This is a genomic window from Pseudomonas putida, assembly GCF_050989985.1.
In the GTDB taxonomy this organism is placed as follows: Bacteria; Pseudomonadota; Gammaproteobacteria; order Pseudomonadales; family Pseudomonadaceae; genus Aquipseudomonas; species Aquipseudomonas putida_AI.
In genome coordinates, this window is record NZ_CP158815.1 from 3037778 (window position 1) to 3060405 (window position 22628).

Consider the following 22628-nt stretch of genomic DNA (forward strand, 5'->3'; position numbering starts at 1 on the left):
TTAAAAGAAGTCGCTCTGTATGAAACCAAAATCCATCAATTCTGCGTCTTTGACCGGGTTGAAATTATCCAGCTTGTTCTTGGCCGTCAGAGGTTCCGGGGGACTGCGTAGTGCATTGGTCTTGTCATAACCGGGACCTACGATAGCGAAGACGATGCCATTCCAGCCTTTGACAAAGTCATCGTGGGAGTAGCGCTTGTGGCCGAGTACCGGGTCGCCGATGTAGACCCAGTTCTTGTCGGCACGCTGCATCACGACGAAGTGCTTGTAGCCGCGAATATCCACCAGTACCACCACCGGAATCGTTACTGCGTCGAGCTTTTCGGGCGGGATCTTGTAGCCCCGGGCACGCATGCCGATGCTTTCTACGTAGCGCTTCATGTCCAGCATGGAGAAACCTTGAGTACGAACAAGGTCCTGGTCAGCGTTGACCAGCATGCCTTTGATGATGTGCTCCTCATCGACGTCGAGCCAATAGGCTTGGCGCAGTACCGTTGCCAGTGCGGCGGCGCCGCAGCTGAAATCGGTTTTTTGTTCGACGATGTCGGCAAACTTGCGCTCACGCAAACTCTGCACCTGCTTGTAGACCAGCACGCCGCCTGGCAGGGCGGCAACCGGCATCTGTGCGGCCTGAGTCAGGCCAGACAGGCAGAGCAGGGCAACGAGAGCAGTCTTACGCATGGTCGATACGCCTTGGGACTGTGGAAAAAAGCCCCGTTGCCGGGGCTTTCCCTACTATCGCGATTACTGGCAGGCTTTGCAGCCAGCAGCGATGGACAGCGAGTTGCTTTGTTGATTGCCTACACCAGCAGAGTTGTTGAAGCCAGCGTTGCCGTTGAAGTTGTTGCCAACGTTGCTCATTGTAGCAGTGTTGGTTACAGGGTTTTTCCAGCCGTCTGGAGTCAGCACTTGTTGAGTGTATTGGCCAGCCAGATCGAAGGTACCCATGGCTTGGAACTTGAATTTGTCATCCTTGTTGTGGCCGCCGTTACCGCCATGGCCCCGATCGTCATCGCCATAGCCGCCACCGTAGCCGCCGTGACCGTGATCTTTATCTTCGACGGTGCCGGTGCCTTTGGCGTAGAACTTGCCATCAGCCTTGAAGGTCCCTTTCAGCTCGTCTTTTTTCATGACTTCCGTGCCATAGTTGCTCACAGACAGGCCGGAAGAGGTTTGGTTAGCCGAAGCTGCAGCGCCTGCTACACGGCCACCCGACACGGCAATTGCCAGGTTGTTTTTCTGTTGGTTGAAGTCGCCGGCAGTGTTGTTCACACCAATGTTGCCGGAACCGCCATTACCGACGTTGCTCATGCTTGCATTGGCGGTGCTGGAGTAGTTGTAAACGGTGTTGCCGGTGTTGTTTTGAGTAGCGCTGGATACAGCGACTGCGGAACCGAAGATGAAGCTTTCGTCAGCAGTGGCCAGAGCGGCGGCGTTGTCTTGTTGGTTGCCATCGCCAGCGGCGTTGTTCATGCCAAGGTTGCCGTTGCCGCCATTGGCCGAGTTTTCGACTTTGGCTTCGTTTTTGGTGCCTTGGTTCAGTACGTCGTTTTCGGTGCTGTTCTGTTCATCCAGCACGGCGGCCCCAGCGCCTGCGGTAATGGACAGAATTTCTTCAAAGGTTGGGTGCTTAGGCTGGTGGTTGTTGCCATGCCCGTTGCCGTGACCGTTTCCATGACCGTGATCATCATCACGACCGCCTGCTTGTGCTGCGATTGCCATCACTGCTGCGAGAGCGAAAACCAGTGGTTTTAAGGCCATTGAAGGTTTCATGGTGTTTCTCCGTGCTTATTAGTTGGTTAAGTGTTGGTACTTTCTAATCGCACTGCGTTTTGGGTCAGTCAGCGACCCGGATGCTCAGGGTGTTAGCCATTCGGTTCCCCACCCCTGCACTCTGGTTCACCTGGATTACCCCTCGGCTGCCGGTGAAGGCCTGGTCGCTTGTCACGACCTGGCGACTGCCGGTTGGGGTGCCAGTTGCTCCTGAGCTTGGTAGCAACGCCACGTTCTGTTGAGAAAGGGCGCTATCGTCAACGGCCTGCGGTCCAGCACTGATGCTGATACGCATGGCGTTGGCCATCTGGTTGTTGGCCCCGGCGCCCTGGTTGACGCCCAGTACACCGTTGCCATTACTGAAAGAGGTGCCGCCGATGGTGGCCGTCGCGTTCATCGACGGATTGGCGGGCGTGGTGATTTTCTGGGTGATGCTGGTGGTCGCCCCGGCTTCGGTGCCAATGGCGATTGCGCGGACGTTGGTCTGTTGTTGCTGATCGCCGGCGGCCTCGTTGACGTTGAAGTTGCCTTTGTACTGAACGCCGGAATCCTGGATGTCTGCTTTGTTGATCGTTCTTACGTTCGAATCGGCCATGACGCTGGTGCAGGCGAGCAGGGCGAGAAAAAGAATGGAACGATTCATGTCATTGACCTCCAGCCATTCTGGTCAGCGGAGAAAGGCCGGTGCTCATGGCACGGTTGATGGTTCCGGAAATTGCGCCGCCGCTACCGCCGCCGTGACCGGCACTCATGCCTGGCATGCCGTTGGGGTTGGTGACGACGTTGAGGCCTTGCATGCCGTTCAGGCTCTGGCCGTTGACGCCACGAAGCGATGTGCCGCTGGTGACGCCGGCAATGTCGGCATCGCTCAATTCGCCGGTAACGCGAGCTGAAGGGTTGGCGTTGACAGTGGTCGGGTAGGGATCCTTGCCCCCGGTACGGCCAATCGGAATCGGTTGAACGTCACGTTGCAGCACGATGACGCCATTACCTTCGGCTTGAACATTCAAACTGAGCACCGAGGTAGTGGCACTTCCTATCAGCAGGAGGCAGGTCAAGCCTTTATTGAATATCCCCACGGCAGCAATTCCTTCTTTTTGTGGGCTGGCCCTAGTCAGCGTTGTGAAGGAGAGAGCGAAAGCTGTGCCGGTTTTAGAAATTACAGGTATTTCAATGGCTTGCAGATTTTGTCCGGGAGCATGGGATTCGATCTGTTTCAACGTTGAGACAACGCAGGGTGCCGCAAGCCCTCTAAATCGCTCGCGATGCTCTGGAACGGGGGTTTGCGCGGAGGTGTATCAGAGGCTTAACAATGCAGGCGGCAACGGGGCGCAAGTGCTCAAGCACGCCCTTTGCGCTGGGGGAGGTGTTACAGGAGCGGACACTTTGCCCCCAAAAAAGGGGAAAACGGCGGGTAAATTGCCCCAGTATCAGGATTGGGCGGCGAGCAGCCTCGACACCGTCCCGAAGGCTTGGGCCTGGCGATCCGCCCAGTCGCCTCGCAGAATTTCCACCCGCTGCTGGTGAAGTTCGAGCCAGGCGAAAGTGTTGTCGAAAAAATGCTGGCGCTCGCCCAGCTCCGGTTGGCAACGCTGGCCATCATCCGTCCAGTCGACATTTTCCGGTGACAGCAGCAGGTGCAGGTCGTAGCGCCGAGCCAGCAATTGCTGCTCGATCCAGGCCGGACAGTCGCCAAACAGCGTCCGGCTCCAGAGCATGTTGCTCAACAGGTGGGTATCGAGGATCAGCAAGGCTGGTTGCCGGGCCCGGGCCTCGTCCTCCCAGCGCAACTGGCCCAGGGCGATGTCCGGGATATCGGCCAGGCAAGTGTCGCGCCGGTGGTGCTCGATGAACCAGCGCACGTATTCGCCGACCACGACCCCACCGAAATGCTTTTGCAACTCGGCCGACAACCAGCTCTTGCCGCTGGACTCAGGTCCCGTGAGCACCAGTACTTTCATGTGCGCAGCGCCGGTACCGCGCGCCATTCACGCCAGCCTTGCACCGCCAGCATCAGGAACAAGCCGTAGAGCGCGGCTGTCAGGTACAGCTCTTTATAGATGAACAGCCCGACGAAAATCACATCTACGACGATCCACAATGGCCAGCACTGAACACGCTTTTGCGCCATCCACACCTGCGCCACCAGGCTGAAACCGGTGAGTGCCGCATCCAGCCAGGGTTGGGCCGCATCGGTCCAATGGGCCATGGCGGCGCCGAGCAACAGGCTGCCAAGCGCCCCGATCACCAGCCCGTAGAGCACGGTTGCGCCTTCAAGCCGGCTGACTTCGCGTCCATGCCTTGCGTCGCCCGCGCGCGTCCATTGCCACCAGCCATAGATTTGCAGCGCGGCATAAACCACTTGCAGGAGCATGTCTGAATACAGCTTCACCTCGAAGAAGATCCAGCTGTAGATCAGCACCATGACCAGGCCGATCGGCCAGCACCAGGGGTTCTGTTTGACCGTCAACCAGACGGCAATGACGCCGAGGGTGGCGGCGAACAGTTCAAGCCCGGACATGAGGTTCCTTGGGGGAAAAGAAGAGGGCGCGGATTGTACCGCGCCCTGTTCTTCAAGTGACGGGATGGCGTCGAATCAAGTGCGGAACTGGCGAAGCAACCCGTTCAGTTGCTCGCTCAAATCCTTGAGGCGCACACTGGCCACGCTCGATTGTTCTGCCGCCAGCGCAGTGTTATGGGACAGTCCGGCCGCCTGCGTGACGTTCTGGTTGATGTCCTCGACCACATGCGCCTGCTGCAGCGTCGCGCTGGCAATCGATGCATTGAGCCCGGTGAGGTTGCGCAATGCCTGGCTGATGGCATTCAGGCTGCTGCCCGCCAGGCCAGCCTGTTCAATCGTGAGCTGCGAAGCCCGGCTGCTTTCGCCGATCACTTTGACCGCCGCTTCGGAATGATTTTGCAGGCGTTCGATCATCGACTGGATTTCCGCCGTGGACTTCTGGGTACGCTGGGCCAGCAGGCGCACCTCGTCAGCCACCACCGCAAAACCGCGACCTTGCTCACCGGCCCGGGCCGCCTCAATGGCGGCATTGAGCGCCAGCAGGTTGGTTTGTTCGGCGATGGAGCGAATCACTTCCAGCACGCTGCCGATCTGGGTGCTTTCGGCAGCCAGCGTACGAATCACTTCCACAGCCTGATCGATGGTGGAGGACAGCGTATCGATCTGTTGCAGGCTGCCATCGATATTGACCTGGCCTTGTTGCGCCTGCGCTTCGGCATCGCGCATTTCGCTGGCGGCCTGTTCGGCGTTTTTCGCCACATCCTGTACGCCATAGGTCACTTCATTCATCGCGGTAGCCACCAGTTCCATCTGTTGCGACTGCTGCTGGCTGCGTTGCTGGGCCTGGGTAGCATCGTTGCCCAGTTCGCTGGAAGACTGGCCCAGTGCGGTCGCGGACGCTTGCAACTGACCGATGACCCCGCGCAGCTTGGCGGTGAACGCATTGAAGTGGTGTGCCAGTTGGGTGATTTCGTCCTTGCCGGAGGTATCGAGGCTTCGGGTCAGGTCGCTTTCGCCACTGGCGATGCTGGCCATGGCGTTCACGGTTTCGCGCAGGGGTTGTGCGATACTGCGGGCAATCATGAACACCAGCAGCACCATGACCACGGCAATCCCCAGGCCAATGGATGAAGCCTTCCAGACTTGGCCATAGAACTCGGCTTGCATGTCATCGATGTACACGCCCGAACCGATCACCCAGCCCCAGGGCTCGAACAACTTGACGTAAGAGGTCTTTTCCACCGGCTCGCTGGCACCCGGTTTCGGCCAGCGATAATTGACCAGGCCGGCACCCTTGGCCTTGGCGATGGCAACCATTTCGTTGAACACCGCAAAACCATCCGGATCGCGAATCGCCGACAGGTTCTGGCCATCGAGTTTCGGGTTGGCCGGGTGCATGAGCATCACCGGTGTCAGATCATTGATCCAGAAGTAATCGTTCTGGTCATATCGCAAGCCGCGAACGGCGCTCAACGCCTGTTTCTGTGCGGCCTCGCGGGTGAGGGTGCCGGCGCTTTCCAGCTCATGGTAGTAGGTGAGGATGCCACTGGCGGTTTGCACCACATGCTGGGTTTTCTGCGCCTTTGCCTGATACAGATCCTCATGAATCTGCTTGAGCATGATGACTCCCAGGGCCAGGAGCATCGTGACGGCCACGATCAGGATGAGCGACAAACGCCGGCTGATCGACATATTGCGCAAGCTATTCATAACGCGGTGCTCCGGTTTCTTGTTTTTGTAGTATTTGATCGCCAGCATCCTGCCAGGCCCGAAACGCGTCAGCGCTTTTCAGGCTCGTCTGATAGCATTTCGGCCCCGCGCGGAAAAACCTGAGTTCAAACGGATATTTCACGGAGTTTTCGCAGCGCTGCGGGTATCTTGTGCGCGCGGGTTTTGTACTGCGCCGAACGATTTGAAAAATATTGACGGGGCATGCGCCAATGCATGGCCTTTGGGGGATTGATGGATCTTTGGACTGCCTTTCAGGCGTTGATTCTTGGGGTTGTAGAGGGACTGACAGAGTTTTTGCCCATTTCCAGTACCGGGCACCAGATTATCGTGGCCGACCTGCTTGATTTCGGTGGTGAGCGCGCCATGGCGTTCAACATCATCATCCAGCTCGGGGCGATCCTGGCGGTGGTCTGGGAGTTTCGCCGCAAGATTTTCGACGTGGTCATCGGCCTGCCGACTCAGCCGAGCGCAAGACGCTTCACCGCCAACCTGCTGATCGCCTTCCTGCCTGCGGTGGTGCTGGGGGTGGTTTTCGCCGACCTGATCCACCATTACCTGTTCAACCCGATCACGGTGGCCGCTGCCCTGGTCGTGGGAGGCATCATCATGTTGTGGGCCGAAAAGCGTCAGCACGAAGTGCATGCCGAAACCGTCGATGAGATCAGCTGGAAAGATGCGCTCAAGGTGGGCTTCGCCCAGTGCCTGGCGATGATTCCGGGTACCTCGCGCTCCGGTGCGACCATCATCGGCGGCCTGTTGTTCGGCCTGTCGCGCAAGACCGCCACCGAGTTCTCGTTCTTCCTCGCCATGCCGACCATGGTGGGCGCGGCGGTCTACTCGGGCTACAAGTACCGTGGCCTGTTCGTGCCGTCTGACTTCCCGGTGTTTGCCCTCGGCTTCGTCGTTGCATTCATCTTCGCGATGATTGCCGTCAAGGGCCTGCTCAAGTTCATCGCCAGCCACAGCTATGCGGTGTTCGCCTGGTACCGTATCGCCTTCGGCCTGCTCATCCTGGCGACCTGGGCATTTGGCTGGGTTGACTGGACCGCGGCCAAGCCATGAGTGACACCGGCACGCGCAGCAGACCGGGACACAAGTCCGGGGGCGGCATCCAGAATCTTCGGCTGAAATGGCTGATATTCGCGATCCTGTGCGCGCTGCCGCTGTTCGGCTCGGCGTCGTTCTGGCTGCGAGGGGTTTCGGTGATTCCCCTGGCGGCCTACGGCATCATCAGCCTGCTCGCGTTCTTCCTTTATTGGAGCGACAAGCGCAAGGCCCGGACGGACAGCTGGCGTACGCCGGAAAACGTACTGCACGCGGTGGAGCTGGCCGGTGGCTGGCCCGGTGCGTTGCTGGCCCAGCAGATGTTCCGGCACAAGACACGCAAGGTGTCGTTTCAGCTGTTGTTCTGGATGATCGTGTTGCTGCATCAGGTTTTCTGGATCGACATGCTGTTTTTGGGCGCGAACCTGTTGGCATTGCCTTTGTAGGAGCGAGCTCACTCGCGATGGACATCAACGCTAACGCGGGAAGCCTGATACCCCGCAGTGTTCTCGAATGCATCGCGAGCAAGCTCGCTCCTACAGAGCACCGCGTTTATCAAAGCAGCAAACCGACCTGGGTACGCTTGGGCAACTTGCTCACCACCAGTTGATGGGAACGTTGCAACAGCCCTTGCAGCTCCTCGGCACCCAGCGGGTAGGGCGTCTGCATGATGATCCACTGGGCCCGCGCCAGGTACGGTGCGGGATGAATGCCGGGGCGATCGCAATGCCCCAGGAACAGGTCCTTGTCGACCTTGAACGCCAGGGAATCGCCCCGCAGGTTCTGCAGGGCGAACATCTTGTTTCCGGCAATCGAAAACACCCGCACGCCACCCCACTTGTAGTCTTCCCGTGCGCCCGGCAGGGCGAGGCAGAATTGCGCGACATCCGCTTCGCTCATGCGTCCAGACTTCATATCAGTCGATCCCCACAGGCATTGAATGTTTCGATCAAATGGTCCAGCCAGGCCCTGACGGCAGGCATCACGCCGCGTCGATGAGGGTAAACCGCCTGCAGCCAGCCACCCGGCAGCGACCACTCGGGCAGCAATTGCACCAACGAGCCGTTCGCCAGTTCCTCTTCGCAATACATCATCGGCAGGGTGGTGAAACCCTGGCCGGCGAGGGCGCAGGTCTTGCGGACGATGAAATCGTCAATGCCCAGGCGCGCTTCGAGGGCCAGGTCGTAGTGCTTGCGCTGGTGGTCCACCAGGCGAATGTGCACCAGGCGATCCGGCTCCAGCGCCCCCAGTACCGGCAGGCTTTTCAGGTCGTCCGGATGGTTGATGACTTGCCCGTGAAGGAACGCGGGGCTGGCCACCACGAGCATCTGCGCCTGACGCAGGCGGCGGGTCACCAGCAAGGGGTCTTCATCCCCCGGCTCGCGCACGCGCAAGGCGACGTCGACGCCCTCGGTGACCAGATCGACACGGCGATTGACCAGCATCACCTCCAGTTGCACTTGCGGGAATTTCTCCAGGAAGCGGCTGATCACGTCGGGCAGCATTTCGTGAGCCAGGCCGACGGGGGAGGATACCCGCAGTCGTCCACGGGGCTCGCTCGACATACTGGCCACGGCTTCATCGGCCATTTCCGCTTCCAGCAGCATCGCCTGGCAGTGGCGCAGATAACGCTCGCCCACGGCGGTCAACTTGAGTTGGCGGGTGGTGCGCTGCAGCAAACGCGCGCCCAGGCGTTCTTCCAGCTCGGCAATCCGCCGCGACAATCGCGACTTGGGAATCCCCAACAAACGCCCGGCCGCCGCGAAGCCGCCGGCTTCGACCACCTTGGCAAAGTAATAGAGGTCGTTAAGATCCTGCATCGTAAACACTCGATTGTTCTATCAGTGAGACAAACTATCGCATTGTTGCAGTCTAATCAGCTATTGGTTTGCTCTGTAGGATTGTTTCCATCAGGTCGCCCTGGCGGCGATCCTCACCTGGAGATCCCACATGAAACTGCTGCATATCGATTCGAGCATTCTTGGTGACAACTCGGCTTCCCGTCAGCTGAGCGGCGAAGTCGTAAAAGCCTGGCAAGCCGCCGAGCCTAGCGCCGTGGTGACTTACCGCGACCTGGCCGCCGACGCCATCAGCCACTTTTCCTCGACCACCCTGGTCGCCGCCGGCACCACCGCTGAACTGCGCAACGCCGCACAACAGCACGAAGCCGAGCTGAGCGCGCAGACCCTGGCCGAATTCCTGGCTGCCGATGCCGTCGTCATTGCAGCACCGATGTACAACTTCACCATCCCGACCCAGCTGAAAGCCTGGATCGACCGCATCGCCGTTGCCGGTCAAACCTTCCGCTACACCGAAGCCGGCCCTGAAGGCCTGTGCGGCGGCAAGAAAGTGGTGATCGTATCGACTTCCGGCGGCATCCATGCAGGTCAAGCGACCGGTGTAGCACACGAGGATTACCTGAAAGTGCTGTTCGGGTTCATCGGTATCACCGACATCGAGTTCGTCCGTGCCCACGGCCTGGCTTACGGTGACGAAGTGCGCAACAAAGCCATGAGCGATGCTCACACGCAAATCAGCGAGCAGTTGTTCGCCGCCGCGTAAGGCTTGCGTAAAGCCGTTGAACGGCACAGGCAAACCTCGATAAAACTCTGTATTCTGATCACGCAAGTGTCAGATGCAGAGTTTTTTGTTTCTAGTCATTACACATTTGCTGACATAGTGGCCCGGGTTATGCAGTCGAGGGGAAACGTCTTCGATCCGGTAACAGATGGGGCATCCCATGATGCGTCTTTGTGCAACCTTGTTGATTTGCCTGTTCAGCAGCCTGAATTCAGTGCATGCCGCCCCTGCGCCGCATCCTCACTGGAGCGTCGGTTATCACGAGTTGAGTTTTCTCGATCCGCTCGACCTGCAGCCGATGCGCGCCATCGCTTTCTATCCTTCCAGCGAAAAAGAGCACACCAGCAAGCTCGAGGGCTATAACGTCGAGGCCGGTGAAGACACCAAAGTTGCCTTGGGCCGCTTCCCCATGCTGATGCTGTCCCACGGCAACACCGGAACCCCGCTGGCCCTGCATGACCTGGCAACGTCCCTGGCGCGCAAGGGGTTTGTCGTGGTGGCCGTGATTCATCCGGGGGACAACTCCAGGGACCATAGCCGCCTCGGTACCTTGAGCAATCTTTACGGCCGGCCCATCCAGATTTCCGAAGCCATCACCGCGACCCTGGGCGACCGCATGCTCGCGCCATTCGTCAATGCCGAGCAGGTCGGGGTCATCGGTTATTCGGCCGGTGGCGAGACCGCGCTGATACTGTCGGGTGCCACGCCGGACCTGGACCGCCTGCGCCGTTACTGCCAGGAACGCCCCGACGACCGCGATGCCTGTAACACCCAGGGCGAACTGATTGTCGATCGTGATGATTTGCAGCCGGTGGCCGACCCGCGCGTTCATGCCCTGATGCTGATGGCGCCGTTGAGCCTGAAGTTCGGTCGCCACACCCTGGCCGACGTGCACGTGCCGGTGCTGCTTTACAGCGGTGACGGCGACAAACTGGTGGCGCTGGACAAGAACGCCGCCGCACTGGCGCGCAAACTGCCAGTGGCGCCGGACTTCAAGCTGCTGGCCGGGGCAGGGCACTTCGTGTTCATGGCGCCGTGCAACGACGAACAGATCGTCATCATGCCGGCACTTTGCACCGATGCCGATGGCGTTGACCGCGAGGACATTCACCGCAGCCTGATTACCGAAGCCGGACGTTTCTTCTCGCGCACCCTTGGCAAGGCGTCGCGGGCCGGCATGCAGACCGCGGATCAGTAGGCGCCATCCCTTACAAAAAGCTTAACCTCAAGCCATCGCCCGGTGTCTGAGCAGCAAGGTCAGCCCCAGCCCGCTGATCGACAACAACGCCGCAATAAAGAAGATCCACGAGTACCCCAGGTTCAGCGCCACCGCTCCCATCAATGGCCCGGCAATCGCCAGCGCCAGATCGAAAAACACCGCATAAGCGCTCAGCCCCGCGCCACGGCTGGAGTTGGGCACCTGCTTGATCGCCTCGACACCGAGGGCCGGATACACCAGCGACAGGCCGAACCCGGTCAGGCCGGCACCGATCAGGGCGTAGCCCGTCGAGGGTGCGAGCCAGAGCAGCGCCAGGCCCGCGGTTTCGATGGTCATGCAGGCAATGGCCGAGGTGAACCCGCCAAAGCGGCTGATGCTTGAAATGAACAACAGCCGCGCCAGGATGAAGCACACGCCGAAGACGGTCAGGCAGTACGCCGCGCCGGTCCAGCCTCGATTGAGGTAATACAGCGTAATGAAAGTGGTCAGGGTGCCGTAACCGATGGACGCCAGGCTCAGGCTCGCCCCAAATGGTGCGATACGTCCGAACACCGCCCAGAACGGCAGGCGTTCACCGCGTACTACCGGCACCGAGGGTTTGTTGCGGATCAATAGCAATGCCAGTGCCGAGAGCACCGACAGGGCGATCCCGAGGCTGGCGAACCCCAGCTGCGCGACCATCACCACCCCCAGCGGTGCACCGATGGCAATTGCGCCGTAGGAGGCAATCCCGTTCCAGGAAATCGAACGCGCCGTGTGCTCGGCGCCCACCTGGCCCATGCACCAACTGATGGTGCCGACTCCGATCAGGCCCTGGGCGATACCGAGCAACAGGCGTCCAGCGATCAGGATCACCAGGCTCAGCACCGGCAGGTCCTGCAAAAGAGTAGACAGCAACGTCAGCAGGCCGCTCAGGACAATGCCCGACAAGCCATAAACGATCGCGCGCTTGGTGCCCACGCTGTCGGACATTCGCCCGGCCATGGGTCGGCTGAGCAGAGTCGCCAGGTATTGCGAGCCGATGGTGAACCCGGCGATGACCGCGCTGAACCCCAATTGCTCGTGAACGTATCCAGGCAGTACCGCTATCGGCAAGCCGATGCAGAGGAAGGCGATGAAGGTGTAGAAGACGATGGAGACGATCTGCAGGGTGATCGCCATGGAGCTTTGCGGTGGCTGTTGCTGCGCAGACATGAGGACTCGTTCGCGGGCGGCGGTGGGAGAGCTGCATGATGGCGTGGCGGCGGGATAAAAGAAAGCAGGCTAACTATCTTTCGATTGCCACCCTACTAATGTAGGAGCGAGCTTGATCGCGAAAAACGTCCGGACAACGCGTTCATTCAGGTTGCACGCGTTATCGTTGACGCCCATCGCGAGCAAGCTCGCTCCTACGGGCTTGTAGCGGCCCTTAGAACACCACACCCTGACTGCGCAGGTAGTCGTCGTAGGTGCCGCTGAAGTCGGTCACGCCATTGGGGCTCAGCTCGATGATGCGGGTGGCCAGGGACGATACGAACTCACGGTCGTGGCTGACAAAAATCAGCGTGCCCGGGTAGTTCTCCAGCGCCAGGTTCAGCGCTTCGATGGATTCCATGTCCAGGTGGTTGGTCGGTTCGTCCATCACCAGTACGTTCGGCTTTTGCAGGATCAGCTTGCCGAACAGCATGCGGCCTTGCTCACCACCGGAAATCACCTTCACCGACTTGAGGATCTCGTCGTTGGAGAACAGCATCCGGCCCAGGGTGCCGCGAATGATCTGTTCGCCCTGGGTCCACTGGCCCATCCAGTCGAACAGGCTGACGTCGTCTTCGAAGTCGTGGGCGTGGTCCTGGGCGTAGTAGCCCAGCTCCGCGCTTTCGGTCCACTTCACGGTACCGGCGTCCGGGGTCAGCTCACCCATGAGAGTGCGCAGCAGGGTGGTCTTGCCGATACCGTTCGGGCCGATGATCGCCACGCGCTCGCCGGCTTCGACGGTAAAGCTGAAGTTCTTGAACAGCGTCTTGCCGTCGAAGCCCTTGGACATCTTGTCGAGAGTCACGGCCTGGCGGTGCAGCTTCTTGGTTTGTTCAAAGCGGATGAACGGGCTGACACGGCTCGATGGCTTGACTTCGGCCAGCTGGATCTTGTCGATCTGCTTGGCGCGGGAAGTGGCCTGCTTGGCTTTCGAGGCGTTGGCCGAGAAGCGGCTGACGAAGGTCTGCAGTTCGGCGATCTGGGCCTTTTTCTTGGCGTTGTCCGACAGCAGTTGCTCGCGGGACTGGGTCGCCGCGGTCATGTACTCGTCGTAGTTGCCCGGGAACAGACGCAGCTCGCCGTAGTCCAGGTCGGCCATGTGGGTGCAGACGCTGTTGAGGAAGTGACGGTCGTGGGAAATGATAATCATGGTGCTGTTACGCGCCGTGAGAATGGTTTCCAGCCAGCGAATGGTGTTGATGTCCAGGTGGTTGGTCGGTTCGTCGAGCAACAGCACTTCCGGATCGGAGAACAGCGCCTGAGCCAGCAAGACCCGCAGTTTCCAGCCCGGCGCGACTTCGGTCATCGGGCCGAAGTGCTGTTCCAGCGGGATACCCAGGCCCAGCAGCAGCTCACCGGCACGGGATTCGGCGGTGTAGCCGTCCATTTCGGCGAATTCGGTTTCCAGCTCGGCCACGGCCATGCCGTCTTCTTCGCTCATTTCCGGCAGCGAGTAGATGCGATCGCGCTCGGCCTTGACCTTCCACAGCTCTTCGTGACCCATGATCACGGTGTCGATCACGGTGAATTCTTCGTAGGCGAACTGGTCCTGGCGCAATTTACCCAGGCGAATGTTCGGTTCGAGCATGACCTGGCCGCCGGACGGCTCGAGGTCACCGCCGAGAATTTTCATGAAGGTCGATTTGCCGCAACCGTTGGCGCCGATCAGACCATAACGGTTGCCACCGTTGAACTTGACCGAAACGTTCTCGAAAAGCGGCTTGGCGCCGAACTGCATGGTGATGTTAGCTGTAGAAATCAAAGGTTTTTCCTGCGAAGCATTCAGAGTAGCCAGGGTGCGGCGGTACCGCGCTTGGCCCGAGTCGAAGTGCGCTGAAGACAGGATTTCCCGTCATCAACCAAGGGGGGCGCAAAGTTTGGCGGCGATTGTACTGGTCTGGCTGTTCAAGCGATAGGGCAATGAGGCCGCAGAGGCGCTTTGGCAGCATCAGCGCACAGATTTTCACTGTTGTGGGTTAACTATTGGTTACAAACTGTGGCTAAAATGCCATCCATCACCTGATGCCGATGTTCGGCACGGATCAAGGATGGGCGCCCAGACCCGATTGCAGACGCTGCACAAGACTCCTGGCCACTAATCTGGCAGGGGGCGCAGTTTGTTCACTTCTGACGTGTGACGAATTCCGTGAAACTCATCATTGCTGCTATCTACGTTGTATCCATCGCGTATGTGCATCTGCGTGGCCGCGTGCGCCACAAACTGGGCCGCCAATTGAGCGATCACTCGACGTTTCTGGCGCCGATCAATTGCTTCCTTTATATGTTCTCGAAAATCCCCAACAGGCCTTACCTCAATCCGGCGGATTTTCCCGACCTGAGCCCGTTGCAGACCCACTGGGAAGAAATCCGCGCCGAAGGCCAGAACCTGCTGCACGCCGGCGAGATCAAGCGTTCGAACCAGTACGACGATGTCGGCTTCAATTCGTTCTTCAAGACCGGCTGGAAGCGTTTCTACCTCAAGTGGTACGGCGACAGCCATCCCTCGGCCATGAAGCTCTGCCCGCGTACCACAGAACTAGTGCAGAGCATTGGCTCGATCAAGGCGGCCATGTTCGCCGAGTTGCCACCGGGCTCCAAACTGGTGCGCCACCGTGATCCGTATGCCGGCTCCTACCGCTATCACCTGGGCCTGGAAACGCCCAACAATACCGGTTGCTACATCAACGTCGATGGCGAGAACTACCACTGGCGCGACGGTGAAGCGGTGATGTTCGACGAGACCTTCATTCATTACGCGGAAAACACCACCGGGCAGAACCGCATCATTCTGTTCTGCGATGTCGAGCGTCCGATGAAATATCGCTGGGCCGCGGCGTTCAATGGCTGGTTCAGTCGCAATGTGATGTCGGCGGCCGGCGCGCCGAACGAGGCGGGCGACAGGACCGGCGGGCTCAATCGGCTGTTCGGCAAGATCTACAGGATTCGCCTGCGGGGCAAAGAGCTCAAGAAGCGCAACCGCAAGCGCTACTACCTGGAAAAGTGGGCGATCTTCGGTGGTTTGCTGGCGATCTTTTTCCTGATCTGAAGACTGTAATGTCCGTACCTGTAGGAGCGAGCCTGCTCGCGATGGACTCGAAAACACCGCGGGGTGTCAGACCCCCAGCGTCATCGCTTACCACCATCGCGAGCAGGCTCGCTCCTACAAGGGTCATTTGCTGGCCTTTTTCTTTGCAGCAGGCTTGGCCTTGCCCCCCAGGCTGCGCTTGAGCAACTCGGTCAGGTCGATAACATCCGCAGTCTTGCGGGCTTCTTCCCCGGTATCCGTCTCAACATCCTCGATCTTGCCTTCATGGGCTTTCTTGTCCACCAGCGCCATGATCTTGTCTTCGAACTCATCCCGGTAATCGTCCGGTGACCACTCGGCGCTCATGTCCTGCACCAGCCGCTTGGCCATGTCCAGTTCGCCCTTGGCCAATGTGGCCTTGGTCACGTCCGGGCCAAGGGCCAGTTCATCCAGGCTACGCACCTCCGCCGGCCAGCGCAGTTTGACCAGGACCAGGGCCGACTCCAGCGGCATCAGGGCCGCGAGGTACTGACGGGTGTGCAACACCACCCGGGCCAGGGCAACTTTATTGGTTTTGGTGAGGGTTTCGCGCAGCAATGCGTAGACCTTGCCACCGCGTTTGTCCGGCGCCAGGTAATAAGGCGTGTCGATGTTCTGCAGCGGTATCTGCTCGCTGTCGACGAAGGAAAAGATCTCGATGGTCTGGGTCGACATGGGATGCGCCGAGCGGATTTCCTCTTCGCTGAGCACCACGTAGCGGCCTTTTTCGTAGGCGACGCCTTTGACGATGTGCTCCTTGGTGACTTCCTTGCCGGTGACCTTGTTCACCCGTTTGTAGCCGACCGGCTCCATGCTGCGGCTGTCGAGCCAGTCGAAATCCACCCTGTGTGAAGAGGTCGCCGACACCAGCGCGACGGGGATATGCACCAGCCCGAAACTGATCGCGCCTTTCCAGATTGCCCGCGCCATGGCCGCTTACTCGAAAGTGATGTTCTGGTGACCTTGCGCCTGCGACAAAAGTTTCAGCGAGCTGCCGCGCGTTCCGGACCCTCGATCAACCTTGTATTGCATCCGATCGCGGAGGTTTTGGTTAACAAATCCGAACCCTGGGCGTAGCGTGATATCGAAGACTCTATCCACGCTTTCGTCGAGCGGCTCCCCATGAAGAGGCTCCCCATGAACCGATGCGTAACCGGTGTCATCGTACTGGCGTTGAGCGGCGTGCTCGGCCAGCAGATCCAGGCGCAGGACCTTTCGCAGCGCACAGCGTTGCAGATCGCCCAGAGCCTGCCCAACAGCGGCAACAACAATCCCTACAACAGCCCGATTCGCCGGGCCAACCCCAACAGCATGCAGGGTACGCAGCCCAGCGCCCCAGCCATTCGCGGGCCCAACACCGTGCCGGTGCCGCGGCCGCCGACTCTGGACAACGGTGGCATCGGCAACCGCTATCCGCAAAGTTCGCCAGCGCCTGCCGGTGCGCCAAAGTTCATTCCCAATCCACCGCCCCGCAATTGAGCGGCAGGGCAACGGGACTACCTGCCAATCCATGACAAAAGGAATCGTGCATGTTGCGTAAAACCCTTCTGGCCAGCCTCTGTGCCAGCGCATTGATGGGCGCTGCGCTGCCCGTGTTGGCAGCCTCCTCCCAAGAGATGAACAGCGAACAGGGCACCCTTGAAGTCACGCCAATCGTCCAGGGCCTGGAACATCCCTGGGCGCTGGCGTTTCTGCCAGATCGCAAAGGCATGCTGGTGACCGAGCGGCCGGGTAGCCTGCGAGTCGTCAGCGCTGACGGCAACCTGTCCGCTCCCATCAATGGCGTACCCAAGGTATGGGCCAGGGGGCAGGGTGGTTTGCTGGATGTGGCACTGTCACCGGACTTCAATCAGGACCGCACCCTTTATTTGTCCTATGCCGAAGGGGGTGGAGAAGGTGGCACGGCCGGCACTGCCGTCGGCCGTGGGCAGTTGTCCGAAGACCTGACGACCCTGAAGAACTTCAAGGTGATTTTCCGCCAGGAGCCGAAACTGTCGGTCGGCAACCATTTCGGCTCGCGCCTGGTGTTCGACCGCAATGGCTATCTGTTCATCACCCTGGGAGAAAACAACGACCGTCCGACTGCCCAGGACCTCGACAAGCTGCAAGGCAAGATCGTGCGCATTTATCCGGACGGCAAAGTCCCGGACGACAACCCCTTTGTTGGCCAGCCGGGCGTGCGACCGGAGATCTGGGCCTACGGCGTGCGCAACCCGCAAGGCGCGGCGCTGAACCCGTGGAAAGGAATCCTTTGGGAAAACGAGCACGGGCCCCGGGGTGGCGATGAGGTCAACATCATCGAACGCGGCAAGAATTATGGCTGGCCGCTGGCCACCCACGGCATCAACTATTCCGGCCAGCCGATCCCGGAAGCCAAGGGCAAAACCGCCGTGGGCACCGTCGGCCCGCATCATGTCTGGGAGAAATCCCCGGGTGTGAGTGGCATGGCGTTCTACGACGGTGATCGCTTCAAGGCCTGGCAACACAACGCCTTTGTCGGGGCCCTGGTGTCACAGGAACTGATTCGCCTGCAATTCGATGGCGACAAAGTGGTTCACGAAGAGCGTTTGCTTGGAGAACTCGGCAAGCGCATCCGCGATGTGCGCCAGGGGCCGGATGGCTATTTGTACGTGTTGACCGATGAAGACAATGGGGGGCTGTACAGGATCGGCCTGAAACCATAGGCGCCATGTAGGAGCTGCCGAAGGCTGCGATCTTTTGATCTTGCTTTGAAAAGACAACATCAAAAGATCGCAGCCTTCGGCAGCTCCTACAGATTCACCGAGGAAACAGGCATTTCTCCATCCGCAATGCATCGACATGGTCCTGGTAATACCCGGGAATCAGTGCGAATGGCCGGTAACCGTTGCGCTCATACAGGGCAATGGCCACCGGATTGTCGACACGCACCTCCAGCCGCAGACAAGTGCATTCGCGCTCCACAGAACTGGCTTCGACGCGATCGAGCAAATGCCTGCCCAAGCCATTGCCCCGTGCCTGTGTAGCGATGGCAATCGAGTAAATCCGCGCCAGTGACGAACCCCGATGGAAAAGCACCACGGCATAACCCAACAAAGCCTCACCGCACCGGCCCACCCACAGCTGCCCGTGGGCACCTGCGATCATCCATCGAAAGCTGCGCCGGCTGAGCCGATCCGAGCTGAAAGCCTGCTCTTCCAGTTGCATGAGATCAGGCAAATCTTCCATTACCGCCAAACGAAAAAGCGTATTCATATGACCGCCGTAAAAGTTGCGTAACGAAACGGGACTTTCAAAAAAGTTCGTGCTTAATAGGAAAGGTCTTGTTCTCCAACGGATCAATCACTATGTCAGCGGTACAGGGTCATTGGCGCGAAGTATCCGGGCAAATTTTGCCGGCAGCAACTTATTTGAATGACACGAACAGAACTTCCAGCCAGTTGATTATCATCGTCGAACGCAAGGAAGACTGGGCGTCTTACTTTCCCAGTGAAGACATCGTTACGGCTCAGGAATACCTGGAGCAAACCCGCGACAATGAGCAGGGCAAGCGCGTTCAGGTGATCAACCTGTGCCGCAGCTACAAGTACCTGGGCCACGGCTATTACTGCTCGCTGCTGGCAGAGGCGCGCGGGCACAAAGTCATTCCGTCGGTGCGTACCATCAGTGAACTGACCCGCAAATCGCTGTACGGACTGGCCCTGGATGATCTGGATAAAACCCTGGAAAAAGCCCTCAGTCATCATGCTTACAGCGATACCGAAGGTTTTACCCTGACGCTGTACTTCGGCAAGACCAACATTGAGCCCTTGCAGGATTTGGCGCGGCAGTTATTTGAAGTGTTTGCCTGTCCGATTTTATTAGTTGAGTTTCGACGAACTAACGGCTGGCACATTGAAGGCATCAAATCGGGTGCACTTCATAAGTTGCGCGAAGATCAGGAAGATCAGTTTGCCCATTCCCTCGACAGTTTCAGTCGCAAGATCTGGCGCCTGCCCCGTTCAAGGCGGCTGGCCCGTTATGACCTGGCCATTCTGCACGATCCCCAGGAAACCTTGCCGCCGTCAAATGCCAAGGCACTGGACAACTTTGTCAGGGTCGGCAGGACGCTGGGCATTGACGTCGAACTGATCGAGCGCAAGGACTATGCGCGGATTGCCGAATACGACGGCTTGCTGATCCGCGAGACCACCAGCGTCGACAACCACACCTACCGTTTCGCCAAGAAGGCCGAGAGCGAAGGGCTGGTGGTGATAGACGACCCGGCGTCGATTCTGCGCTGCACCAACAAGGTCTACCTGACCGACCTGCTCAAGAGCCACCAACTGGGCATGCCCGCCACCGAAATCCTCTACAAGGAACGACCGGAAGACTTCGAGCGGGTAGGCGAGCGCCTGGGTTTTCCGTTGGTGCTGAAAATCCCCGACGGCTGTTTCTCTCGCGGCGTGATCAAGGTCGAAAGCCAACAAGCCCTGCTTGAAGCCACCGCTGAATTGTTCGAACACTCGGTGCTGTTGCTGGCACAGGAGTTCTTCTACACCGAGTACGACTGGCGCATCGGTGTCCTGAACCGCAAACCGATCTTTGCCTGCCAATACTTCATGTCCAAGGGGCACTGGCAAATCTACAACCACAAGGCCAAGGGCCAGGACATCAATGGCGAATGCCGCACCCTCGCGGTTCACGAAGCGCCGCGGGCGGTGGTGGAGCTGGCGGTGAAAACGGCCAACCTGATCGGTGACGGGCTCTACGGCGTCGACCTCAAGCAGTCGGGCGATAAAGTGGTGGTGATCGAGGTGAACGACAACCCGAATCTGGACGCCGGCATCGAAGACGCCTACCTGCAGGACGACCTGTATTCGCTGGTGCTGGAAGAGTTTGTCCGCCGCCTGGAACTCAAGCGTCGCGGCCAGGCATGGTGAACGGCCGATGATCAAGAGTTTTGAATTGGAAAACGGTGCGTTGCACGCCGTTGAACGGCTGGACGCTCAAGTCATGTTGTTCAGCAACCCCGATGTTGCCGAACGCGACCTGCTGCACAGTCATTTCAAACTCGATGAGCATGCGCTGGCCTCAGCGCTGGACCCGGATGAGGTCTCGCGTATCGAATTCCACCCCGATAACCTGTTCCTGATCTGGAAACGCCCGGAAAACTACTCGGGCGCCGGCAGCCTGTCTTTTGAAGTGTCGTCCTGCGGCCTGCTGTTTTGCCCGGATCGCCTGCTGGTGATTGCCACCGACGACGCACCACTCAGCGGGCTTGGCAGAGGAAAGCCCCTGAACTCGCCACTGGATGTATTGCTCGATCTGCTGTTCAACAACATCCACCACTACTTGGGCCACCTGAAAGTCATCAAGCTGGTCGCACGGGAGTTGCAGCAGAAATTCAACGCATCGATGCAGAACCAGCACTTGATCCAGATGTTCAACCTCAGCGAAAGCCTCATCTATTACATCAACGCGATCCACAGCAACGGCGCGGTGCTGACCCGACTGCGCAATCATGCGCAAAAGGAGCATTTCGATGCCCAAGCAATCAGCCTGATCGACGACCTGATCATTGAAAACAACCAGTGCTACAAGCAGGCTGAAATCTACTCGACAGTGTTCTCCGGGCTCATCGAGGCGCGGGGCAACCTGATGAACAACAGCATGAACAATCTGCTGCGCAAACTGACGTTGATCAACGTGGTGTTCCTGCCGCTGAACCTGGTGGCGAGTATTGGCGGGATGTCCGAATTCAGCATGATGACGGCGGGCACGCCGTGGTGGATTTCGTATCCGCTGTTCTTGATGGCGATGATGATGGGGGCGGGGGTGATGGTGCTTGGGCTTAAGCGTCTGGCGAGATGAATTCGGTGACTGGCAGGCCGCCATCGCGAGCAAGCTCGCTCCTACAGGGAGCGAGCTTGCTCGCGATGGCATTTTCAGCTGTGCTGCAAATTCTGGATCAAACCCTCTGCGTTACTCACTGACAGCCTTTTCGACCTTGCTCGATGCCGACCAGATCCGGTAGCGCACTTCAACGTCCTTGGGCACGTAGAGCACGATCGGCAACTTGCTGTTGTAGCGCAGCATGAAGCCGTCACCGACTACCGGTACGAAATCCTGTTTGCTCGTGCCGCCGGGGCAGGCCTTCATGGTGCTCATCGGGCCCATGACTTTTTCGAGGCGGTAGTACGAATAACCCCAGCCTTCGAGGTTTTTCTCTACGAGAGCGCCGCCCAGGCGCGGGTGGTTGCAGTCGACAGTGAGGGTTTTGCCAGCGAGGATCTCGACCTTGAAGTCATCCTCTCGGGATTGCGGGGCCAGGTGGATGACCTGGCGGGTGAAGCCGCTTTCGGCTACCGGGTAAGGTGCGACTTTTTCCAGAGTTGCCGCGTGAACGACACTCGATAGTGTCGCGACGATAAAGCTTACAGATGTACGAGTAATCAAAGATCTCATGGTGCCTCCTTGCGTATAAGACGGACGGCGAACGCTCGCCGGATGCGCATTTTTACTGTCGAAGGCAGCGGATGCAAACTCACTGTGTGAGCAAATTGCACGGTGATCGGCGGCGTTTCATGCAGATTGCACGACAGGTGTTAATGAAAGGTTACATAAAACGCTGAATTGCCGATGAACAACCGGGCGTATTTCAAGGCATGTTTTATGCTGAATGTGTCCTTGAGCTGGCCGGGATTTCAAACGAGTCAGTGTCGATAAATGTTTGGCAGTCGTAAAAGGAGAGGGTCGCCATGTTTCTTTCTGCCTTGGAACTTCGCAGCATCATTGAAAGCAGTTTTTTACCGAAACGCTGCGAATGCTCGCTGTCGCCTGACTTGTCCATGACCGTAAAAGTGTACGCCGATGGGGAGACTGATCAGCTGGATCTCCTGAGGACGGGTATCAATGCCCAGCGACTCAATGGCTGCCGGGAAATCAACGACCTGATCGCTGAACTGCGTACCGATCTTCAACAGCACTACATTCAATCGGTACAGAGCCCAGCGATGCGTAAAGCGCTTTAGCCCGCGGTTTCGAGTTCCACCGACACGCGCCGGGTCTGGAAGAAAGCCAGGCCCAGCGCCAGTTCCACGCCCACCGCAAGCAGAATGCCGGGACCTGCATGGCCATTGAGCCATTCGCCGAAGCCCAGTATCGCCAGCCCCCAGCACCCGACCATGAACCCGTTGCTCAGCGCATTGCGGGTCAGGGATGGTGCTTCATTACGCAGCATGAAAAACATCAGGCTCAGTACCATGAACAGCACGGCCATGCGTCGCGAGATCAGGCCGGCCGCCAGGGAATATTCGATATCCCAGCTGGCCAGTATCCGGTCGGGCGCGAACCCCCAGACAAGCGCGAGTAACAAACACAAAAGGGCGGTAAAACTCGACAACGTCCTGAACGAAAACTGCATAGCTAATCCTTGCGGCAGTGAGGGTGGCGCTAGAGCATAGCGTCAGAACCCTCACTCGAATACTGCAAGGTGTTAATTC

Annotated in this window: 24 protein-coding genes and 1 pseudogene; 10 read left to right on the plus strand and 15 right to left on the minus strand. The window is 58.9% G+C overall.

The genetic code is table 11. The annotated features are described in order from the left end of the window. From ABTV29_RS14120 to ABTV29_RS14150, 7 genes are all read right to left on the minus strand, one after another. Positions 1-681: a C39 family peptidase gene (locus tag ABTV29_RS14120; RefSeq protein WP_433771188.1), complete on the minus strand. Its 681-nt coding sequence runs from the start codon at positions 679-681 to the stop codon at positions 1-3. A 63-nt stretch (positions 682-744) separates the two neighbouring features. Beyond that, positions 745-1773: a heme utilization protein gene (locus ABTV29_RS14125; RefSeq protein WP_433771190.1), complete on the minus strand. Its 1029-nt coding sequence runs from the start codon at positions 1771-1773 to the stop codon at positions 745-747. 64 nt (positions 1774-1837) lie between these two features. Continuing rightward, positions 1838-2416, minus strand: a complete 579-nt coding sequence (locus ABTV29_RS14130; protein ID WP_433771192.1) for an adhesin — start codon at positions 2414-2416, stop codon at positions 1838-1840. Position 2417: 1 nt separating this feature from the next. Next, positions 2418-2852: a hypothetical protein gene (locus ABTV29_RS14135; RefSeq protein WP_433771194.1), complete on the minus strand. Its 435-nt coding sequence runs from the start codon at positions 2850-2852 to the stop codon at positions 2418-2420. A 351-nt stretch (positions 2853-3203) separates the two neighbouring features. Beyond that, positions 3204-3734 (minus strand): AAA family ATPase, encoded by a 531-nt coding sequence (locus ABTV29_RS14140; RefSeq protein ID WP_433771196.1) that lies wholly within the window; start codon positions 3732-3734, stop codon positions 3204-3206. Next, complete coding sequence (gene pnuC, locus ABTV29_RS14145) at positions 3731-4294, minus strand: nicotinamide riboside transporter PnuC (protein ID WP_433771198.1); 564 nt, start codon at positions 4292-4294, stop codon at positions 3731-3733. The genes ABTV29_RS14140 and pnuC overlap by 4 nt, the downstream gene beginning before the upstream one ends. 75 nt (positions 4295-4369) lie before the next feature. Then, a complete protein-coding gene (locus tag ABTV29_RS14150; protein ID WP_433771200.1) occupies positions 4370-6004 on the minus strand; it encodes a methyl-accepting chemotaxis protein in 1635 nt (544 codons plus the stop codon). Between the two features lie 252 nt (positions 6005-6256). Here ABTV29_RS14150 and ABTV29_RS14155 point away from each other — a divergent pair, with 252 nt between their 5' ends. Beyond that, the gene (locus ABTV29_RS14155) at positions 6257-7087 is read left to right on the plus strand and encodes an undecaprenyl-diphosphate phosphatase (RefSeq protein ID WP_433771202.1); all 831 of its coding nucleotides are present in this window, start codon (positions 6257-6259) and stop codon (positions 7085-7087) included. Further along, on the plus strand, positions 7084-7515 hold the full coding sequence (locus ABTV29_RS14160) for a DUF1294 domain-containing protein (protein WP_433771204.1): 432 nt from the start codon (positions 7084-7086) through the stop codon (positions 7513-7515). The genes ABTV29_RS14155 and ABTV29_RS14160 overlap by 4 nt, the downstream gene beginning before the upstream one ends. Positions 7516-7624: 109 nt before the next feature. Here the strand turns inward: ABTV29_RS14160 and ABTV29_RS14165 are convergent, their stop codons facing one another. Together ABTV29_RS14165 and ABTV29_RS14170 are read right to left on the minus strand one after the other, a co-directional pair. Next, the gene (locus ABTV29_RS14165) at positions 7625-7984 is read right to left on the minus strand and encodes an MmcQ/YjbR family DNA-binding protein (RefSeq protein WP_433771206.1); all 360 of its coding nucleotides are present in this window, start codon (positions 7982-7984) and stop codon (positions 7625-7627) included. Then, positions 7981-8889, minus strand: coding sequence for a LysR substrate-binding domain-containing protein (locus ABTV29_RS14170; protein ID WP_433771208.1), 909 nt, complete (start codon positions 8887-8889; stop codon positions 7981-7983). Before ABTV29_RS14170 ends, ABTV29_RS14165 begins: the two co-directional genes overlap by 4 nt. 130 nt (positions 8890-9019) lie before the next feature. Between ABTV29_RS14170 and ABTV29_RS14175 the strand changes: the two genes are divergently transcribed. Further along, complete coding sequence (locus tag ABTV29_RS14175; protein ID WP_433771210.1) at positions 9020-9631, plus strand: FMN-dependent NADH-azoreductase; 612 nt, start codon at positions 9020-9022, stop codon at positions 9629-9631. Positions 9632-9809: 178 nt separating this feature from the next. Beyond that, the gene (locus ABTV29_RS14180) at positions 9810-10847 is read left to right on the plus strand and encodes an alpha/beta hydrolase family protein (RefSeq protein ID WP_433771212.1); all 1038 of its coding nucleotides are present in this window, start codon (positions 9810-9812) and stop codon (positions 10845-10847) included. 27 nt (positions 10848-10874) lie between these two features. On the opposite strand, the gene ABTV29_RS14185 is transcribed toward ABTV29_RS14180, so the two are convergent. Beyond that, positions 10875-12062 (minus strand): MFS transporter, encoded by a 1188-nt coding sequence (locus ABTV29_RS14185; protein WP_433771213.1) that lies wholly within the window; start codon positions 12060-12062, stop codon positions 10875-10877. A 214-nt stretch (positions 12063-12276) separates the two neighbouring features. Further along, entirely contained in the window at positions 12277-13863 is a 1587-nt protein-coding gene (locus ABTV29_RS14190) for an ABC-F family ATPase (protein WP_433771215.1), read from the minus strand. Between the two features lie 384 nt (positions 13864-14247). Here ABTV29_RS14190 and lpxO point away from each other — a divergent pair, with 384 nt between their 5' ends. Continuing rightward, a complete protein-coding gene (lpxO, locus tag ABTV29_RS14195) occupies positions 14248-15147 on the plus strand; it encodes a lipid A hydroxylase LpxO (RefSeq protein ID WP_433771217.1) in 900 nt (299 codons plus the stop codon). Between the two features lie 123 nt (positions 15148-15270). Here lpxO and ABTV29_RS14200 read toward each other — a convergent pair whose 3' ends face one another. After that, entirely contained in the window at positions 15271-16095 is an 825-nt protein-coding gene (locus ABTV29_RS14200; protein ID WP_433771219.1) for a Ku protein, read from the minus strand. Positions 16096-16302: 207 nt separating this feature from the next. Here ABTV29_RS14200 and ABTV29_RS14205 point away from each other — a divergent pair, with 207 nt between their 5' ends. Together ABTV29_RS14205 and ABTV29_RS14210 are read left to right on the plus strand one after the other, a co-directional pair. Next, entirely contained in the window at positions 16303-16644 is a 342-nt protein-coding gene (locus tag ABTV29_RS14205) for a hypothetical protein (protein WP_433771220.1), read from the plus strand. A 50-nt stretch (positions 16645-16694) separates the two neighbouring features. After that, on the plus strand, positions 16695-17849 hold the full coding sequence (locus ABTV29_RS14210) for a PQQ-dependent sugar dehydrogenase (protein ID WP_433771222.1): 1155 nt from the start codon (positions 16695-16697) through the stop codon (positions 17847-17849). A gap of 112 nt (positions 17850-17961) precedes the next feature. On the opposite strand, the pseudogene ABTV29_RS14215 reads toward ABTV29_RS14210, so the two are convergent. After that, a pseudogene (locus tag ABTV29_RS14215) lies at positions 17962-18399 on the minus strand (GNAT family N-acetyltransferase); the annotation flags it as partial. Between the two features lie 92 nt (positions 18400-18491). On the opposite strand from ABTV29_RS14215, the gene ABTV29_RS14220 reads away from it, so the two are divergent. After that, on the plus strand, positions 18492-20066 hold the full coding sequence (locus ABTV29_RS14220; protein WP_433771224.1) for a RimK family protein: 1575 nt from the start codon (positions 18492-18494) through the stop codon (positions 20064-20066). Between the two features lie 7 nt (positions 20067-20073). Beyond that, a complete protein-coding gene (locus ABTV29_RS14225) occupies positions 20074-20997 on the plus strand; it encodes a magnesium transporter CorA family protein (protein WP_433771226.1) in 924 nt (307 codons plus the stop codon). A gap of 111 nt (positions 20998-21108) precedes the next feature. Here the strand turns inward: ABTV29_RS14225 and eco are convergent, their stop codons facing one another. Further along, positions 21109-21591: a serine protease inhibitor ecotin gene (eco, locus tag ABTV29_RS14230; protein ID WP_433771228.1), complete on the minus strand. Its 483-nt coding sequence runs from the start codon at positions 21589-21591 to the stop codon at positions 21109-21111. A 293-nt stretch (positions 21592-21884) separates the two neighbouring features. Between eco and ABTV29_RS14235 the strand changes: the two genes are divergently transcribed. Continuing rightward, on the plus strand, positions 21885-22157 hold the full coding sequence (locus tag ABTV29_RS14235; RefSeq protein WP_433771230.1) for a DUF1652 domain-containing protein: 273 nt from the start codon (positions 21885-21887) through the stop codon (positions 22155-22157). Here the strand turns inward: ABTV29_RS14235 and ABTV29_RS14240 are convergent. Further along, on the minus strand, positions 22154-22549 hold the full coding sequence (locus ABTV29_RS14240; protein WP_433771232.1) for a hypothetical protein: 396 nt from the start codon (positions 22547-22549) through the stop codon (positions 22154-22156). The two genes, ABTV29_RS14235 and ABTV29_RS14240, sit on opposite strands and share 4 nt — an antisense overlap. Between the last annotated feature and the right edge of the window lie 79 nt (positions 22550-22628).